Annotated in this window: 5 protein-coding genes; all 5 read right to left on the bottom strand. The window is 45.3% G+C overall.

Annotated elements, in window-relative coordinates:
• Positions 1-158: 158 nt before the first annotated feature.
• On the bottom strand, positions 159-593 hold the full coding sequence (locus tag JW878_10560) for an EVE domain-containing protein (protein ID MBN1763494.1): 435 nt from the start codon (positions 591-593) through the stop codon (positions 159-161).
• Positions 590-1,876 carry a hypothetical protein gene (locus JW878_10555; GenBank protein MBN1763493.1) on the bottom strand — a complete coding sequence of 429 codons (1,287 nt, stop codon included), beginning with the start codon at positions 1,874-1,876 and terminating at the stop codon, positions 590-592. The genes JW878_10560 and JW878_10555 overlap by 4 nt, the downstream gene beginning before the upstream one ends.
• A 117-nt stretch (positions 1,877-1,993) precedes the next feature.
• Positions 1,994-2,653, bottom strand: a complete 660-nt coding sequence (radC, locus tag JW878_10550; protein ID MBN1763492.1) for a DNA repair protein RadC — start codon at positions 2,651-2,653, stop codon at positions 1,994-1,996.
• Position 2,654: 1 nt separating this feature from the next.
• Positions 2,655-5,696 carry a type I restriction endonuclease subunit R gene (locus tag JW878_10545; protein ID MBN1763491.1) on the bottom strand — a complete coding sequence of 1,014 codons (3,042 nt, stop codon included), beginning with the start codon at positions 5,694-5,696 and terminating at the stop codon, positions 2,655-2,657.
• A complete protein-coding gene (locus JW878_10540; protein ID MBN1763490.1) occupies positions 5,693-6,001 on the bottom strand; it encodes a hypothetical protein in 309 nt (102 codons plus the stop codon). Before JW878_10540 ends, JW878_10545 begins: the two co-directional genes overlap by 4 nt.
• Between the last annotated feature and the right edge of the window lie 99 nt (positions 6,002-6,100).

Below are 6,100 nucleotides of genomic sequence, written 5' to 3'. Positions count from 1 at the left end.
ATGCCTATAACGCCGTTCAAAACATCGATATTATCTTGTAGCCATCTTGTAAAATCATATGCCTCATGTTTCCATATTTTTCGGAGAGGAACCTTTTCAATTTTCCCGATCATACTATTTTTCTCATCCACAGTATATCACCTCCGTTTTTAATTCTTTTATCCCACCATCACCTCAAAATCCTCTTCTGAGATTTGGCGCATCGCCTTCCCCATCAAATGCCCGCTCCATTTCTTCTTGTTCGTTATGAACTGTAACCGGGGGATCAACGGCTTGAACGCCACAGGCTTCTTGAAGATGTCAACAGGCTTGAGCTTTACCCGCAACGGAAACGGTTCGTTGCCCATGCCCTTTGGTGTGCTAAATATCTTACTCTTATCGGTGTAGACAGCAGAAGCTGCCGTGAACACGCCTGCGATCCTCGATTCTCTAATTTCATCACCAATTTTCTCCTGCTTGAGGTACATCACCAGCGTATCGCCCGGCGTCACCTTCGCGATCGTGTTCCGGTGCCGTTCCGCAACACCCCACACATTCCTCTGTTTCACCACCTGCCAGTTCGCTTCATTCGTGATGCAGAGCCAGTAGGTCATTCTTTCTCTTCGACCCCTGTCAATTCTTTTCTTTTAGTACAAATATCATAAAAGATACACCGTCTATATACATTAAGCTGTTCTGTCTCATTTTTAACTATCAGATCCAGCATTTTATCATTATTGACACTTAACCGAGCTTTTCCCTCCGGCTCATCAAGCGTTATCCGAGCTATGTTTTCGTCCTTACGAATTTGGATGATTCTGTTGTCATCGATTTTGTTAATTTCAGCGCCCTCAGCCCAATAAATATTGCACTCATCAATAAGGAACTTTATTAACTGATCGCTGTCGCTCCCGGGAACGTTATTCCAGTTAAATACAAATAATTTCGCATTGTCACGAAGACAACCTGCGTCGGTGCATAAAAAACCCATTTCCCAGAGCGCGAGATCAGTCTGTCTAGCGGTGAGATTATATTTTTCGCAAAATTTTTTGATAGCCGTTACCAGATCATAGTCCTCATAATAGGGGAATCGCACGTGTTTTGCTACCCTAATAGCATGCAGATCCACAAAAATCAACTCTGAATAATCAAGATCCCTATTCCTGTAAATATTCTCCATCTGGAGGAATAGCAGTGTTTTCGTGGTGATCCCTCTTATTCCTTCTAAGATAGTTTTAATAACGATTATTCTTTTTGTCGGATCCGTAATTTGAGAATTCAACTTTGAGAAGAGGTCGCCGAAACTCGAGATTGTAGAGTTGTTCAGGATACAGAGCGAGTCATAATAGAAGAACCTCTTCTGCTTCCGATAGGGAAAGTGAAAATCATACATCAGCTTTTCCCACGCACATATCGGGCAGTCATTTCTGAATGGGCAATTCTCGAACGTCTCGTTTCTGCACCATTTACCACCATGATAAAACTTCTCAGATCGGTACCTCTCCTTAATATCTTCAACTATCTCTTCGGTTTGTTTGCTAAAGTCGATGGCCAAGATATCCTTCATCACCATATCTTTTCGCTCTAAATAAGGACATCCTCGTGGAAAATCCGTTTCAAAAGTAATCAGTGGTAAGTCTGCAGCAGTGCACAAGTCGGCCATCTTTCTATGCATGACCTCTGTTTTTCTTCCAAAGCTCTGACTAAAGGCCAGATACCAGAGGGCTAAATCCTCGTCCTTTAAATAATCATTGATTTTGTGAAATGATTCCCGGAAAATGTTGGATTTGCTTCTGTTTTCAGCAAAAAGCCAGTCACGATCAACATCCCATTTCGAATACTCTCGAATGATACCTGCAATTTTCGCTTCTCGATTCTGAATACTACTCGTGTTCATGTAATTCTCTCCAATTCTTTTCATCCGTGATACAAAGCCAGTAGGTCATTTTTCCCCCCTCATCTTCTTTCGAATTATACCACCATTATCATTTTTCGCCCAAACTTTAGATTCTACTCATAGTAACCCCTCATCTTTCATACTCAAATATCCTTTCTTTGAAATAATGAGATGATCCAAAACCTTAATACCCAAAACCGATCCAGCCTCAACGAGTTGTTTTGTCATGAGAATATCTTGATTGCTGGGCTCCAAAATACCGGACGGATGATTATGCACGAGGATAACAGATGCTGCCCGATCCGTTATCGCGTCGGCGAAAACTTCTCGTGGATGAACAAGACTGTGATCAACTAAACCCACAGTTATTATCCTGTTGCCAACGACCTCACCCGCTCCGTTTAAAGAAATGCAAATAAAATATTCCTGTTTCTTATCCGTTATATTGGCTACAAGCGGGAGAACATCGGTCGGCGATGTAATCTTTACTTCTTCTTTTATGAGGTATCGCCGTGCAAGTTCGAAGCTTGCCAGGAGTTGACATGCTTTGGCTGAGCCCACACCCTCTATAGCTTGAAGTTTTTCATAGTTTAGGTAGGCAAGATCACGTTCCAGCATCTTAGAGATATCCTTTGCTATCTGAAACGCGTCTTTTCCCGGAACCCCCTTGCCTATAATAATCGCGATCAGTTCAATATCAGAAAGAGCCTCCGAGCCTTTTCTGATGAGTTTTTCTCGTGGGCGGTCAAAATCAGGTAGTTCTTTGATTCGTTTCACCTTACCATACCCCCGCTGAAACGGGTACCTCGGCGGTAAGTGGTACGTAATCCTGATAGAGACTAATTGCTTGCTCCATTATAATGCCCACTATCGGTTCATATACTTCTGGCGTGAATCCTTCTCGCTTGAGCAATCTCCTGACACTCGCGCGTATTTTGCTTTTAACATTCTCCTGATCCGTCCAGTCGATGCTCAAATTGCGTTTTATCGTGACGACGAGTTTTTTGGCTAACTCTAAGAGCTGCTCATGGGTTTCAATGTATTCTCGTCCTTGGGCCACCGCATCATAAAAAGCGATCTCTTCATCGGATAACCCGAGTTTTTCACCGCGATGTTCCACGGTTCGTAGTTCTCGTGCCATATCTACCAAACGCTCAATAACCTCGGCAGATTCTATCGCGCGAGTTTGATACCTGGCAATTGTTTTTTCCAGCATATCCTTAAACGAGCGATAGGTCACGACATTCTTCTTCATCTTCCCGGTTATCTCATCATTGAGGAGTTTCTTGAGCACTTCGACCTGTAAGTTCTTGTACTCGATCTTCTGGATGTCGTTCAGGAACTCATCGCTGAGAATGGAAATTTCCGGGCGGTCGCTTTCCCGGAATCCAAATATGTCCACGACTTCATCGGAGGAGACACCTTCAGAAACGAGTTGTTTGATTGCTGTCTCGACATCTTCTGATGCGTCCCTTACAGAAGGCGTGTATTTCCGTATGCTTCTCCGAACACTCTGGAAGAAGAGCACGTCATCGCGAATAGCAGTTGCCTCCTTATTGGGGCTGACGAGCGCAAAAGCCTTTGATAGGGCGGAGCTCTGCCGTAAGAAGCTGTCTTTTGTTTCTTCGTCCGTGGTCACCGCATTGTGAGCTCGTTGCATGAGATGGGTTAACTCTACGGGCACTAACCGCCGCCAGTTTGCATACTCGATGCCGTGAAAGAACGAGCACACAATGTCGTATTTCTCGTGTAAAACAGCAATAGCATCGTCAATTGAGATCATAGAATCAGTCCGTACTTCATCGCTGTAGACTCTAAGTGACTTCTTGAGGTCATCGGCGATACCAATGTAATCCACGATGAGACCACCAGGTTTATCTTTGAAGACGCGATTCACACGCGCAATGGCTTGCATGAGGTTGTGATCGCGCATGGGCTTATCCACGTACATTGTGTGGAGACAAGGCGCGTCAAAGCCGGTCAGCCACATATCGCGGACAATGACAAACTTTAGCGGGTCTTTCGGATCTTTGAATCGTGCTTTGATATCCTCCTGTTCCTGTTTCGTCATCCGCGGCAACCCGAAATCTTCCGGTCTGGTAATCACCACAGCGCTCTCAGGCGCCGCTATTATTTGTCCAAGTAATTCATACATCTTGACGGCGATACGTCGGCTCATGCAGACGATCATCGCTTTGCCTTCGAGTTCACGCTGATTGAAATGCTCCACAATATCCTGGGCAATCTGTTTCAGCCGGGCTTCAGTACCGACGACTGCTTCAAGACGTGCCCATTTGCTCTTCAACTTCTCTTTGATGAGTTCTTCCTCGCCTTCGGTGACATCCTCAAATTCTTCGTCAATGAATTCGTTGGTGAGACGGACTTTAGCCAGCCGTCCTTCATAGTAGATCGGAACCGTGTTGCCGTCTTCTCGTGATTGCCGCATCATATACACGCTGATATAATTTCCGAACGTAACCCGGGTTGAGCGATCTTCCAGCTCGATGGGCGTGCCGGTAAAGCCGATAAATGACGCGTGAGGAAGTGCATCCCGAACGTTCCCGGCGAGTAAACGGTATTGCGAGCGGTGCGCCTCATCCGCCATGACGATAATGTTCGTTCGCTCAGAGAGCAACGGGTATTTCGAGCCGTTTTTGGTCTGGAATTTCTGGATCGTGGTGAAGATAATGCCACCCGCTGGAATGGTGAGTTTCTGTTTGAGATCCTCAATTGTCTCGGCTTGTTTCGGATAGGGAATCAAATCCATCGCTTTGGAAAAATTATCTTTATATATCTGATTATCCAGATCGTTCCGATCGGTCAAAACGAGAATAGTGGGATTTTTAAGTGCAGGATGTTTAATGATTTTGGCGGTGAAGAAGACCATGGAAAGCGATTTCCCGCTGCCTTGCGTGTGCCAGATCACGCCGATTTTGCGATCGCCTTTCTCTCTTGTTGCTCGCAATGTCTCTTGTATCGCGCGATTGACGCCATGGTATTGATGGTACATCGCCATTTTCTTAACGATGGAATCGCGGTACGTTTCGAAGAGGATAAAATTTTGAATGATGTCCAACAAACGTGATTTCTCGAACATGCCTTTTATCATGACTTCCAGTTCGGGCATGTCATCGGGCGGTTCCACACCTTCTTCAATAACGCGCCAAGGCGTGTACCAGTCCCAATCAGCGGTAAGTGTCCCGTGCCGTGCCTCATTAACGTCGCTGGCGACGAGAATCTCGTTGTACTGGTAGAGCTGCGGTATTTCGTTCTTGTAGACTCTTATGTTCTTGGTAAACGCTTCCTTTGCCCGCTCATAGCCTACTGGATTTTTTACTTCGATGTTTGCTATTGGCAGGCCATTAACAAAAATCACCACATCTGGACGGCGGTTGTGCTCACCGTCAACCACCGTAAACTGATTAGCCACAAAGAGATCGTTATTATCGGAATCATCGAAATCGAAGACCCGAGCGAGCTCTCCACGACGCTCTCCATCCGGTGTGGTCACTTCAACTTTAATGCCGTTGACCGCCATCAGATGGAAGCGGTGATTATTGACGCATATATTGGGTGAATCAAGCGTGAGGAGCTGGTGCAGCGCATCCTCAACGGCATCATCGGGTAGTTGCGGATTTAATCGCTCTAGGGCTTTACGTAGCCTTCTTGTGAGAACGACCTCGCTATACGAATCTCGTTCTGGAAAAAGCCCGCCAGGGCTGATGTCCGGGCCAAAAGCTACCTCGTAACCAAGCTCACGGAACCATTCGAGGGCCGGCTGTTCGGCAAGGATGTCCTCAGAAAGCGTTACTGGGATCATATTTTATTCCTTTCTAGATATCGTTTCCAGATTTCATCCAAAGACGTCTCTTTAAGTGTGTCTTTAATCGCTCTTATTGCTTCTCGTGAATATTTGTAGTACTTGGATTTACCAATGGGGATTTCCTTGCAATAAGTTTCATTATCTTTCAGCTTCAAGTACCAAATTAAAGCATCTGTTTTTCTTTTTGACAATTTTACAGCTTGAGCTAATTGATCTCTTCCCATCGTATAGTAACTTAGCTCTTTTACCTTTCTTATTCCTACAACCATCGCTCCTGGCGTTCCTTCTGGAACGACATGCATAGGAATTCCTTCTTTCTTGTGGTGTATAAAGTATAACTCCTCCCAAATCCCCCCCTCCCCTCGGACAGTATGGGAGACGTGGTAGCCTCATCGGTGATT

Source organism: Methanomicrobia archaeon (genome assembly GCA_016930255.1).
Lineage (GTDB): Archaea > Halobacteriota > Syntropharchaeia > Alkanophagales > Methanospirareceae > JACGMN01.
Note: the sequence above shows the minus strand (reverse complement) of the source record. Positions and strands in the feature narration are given on the sequence as shown.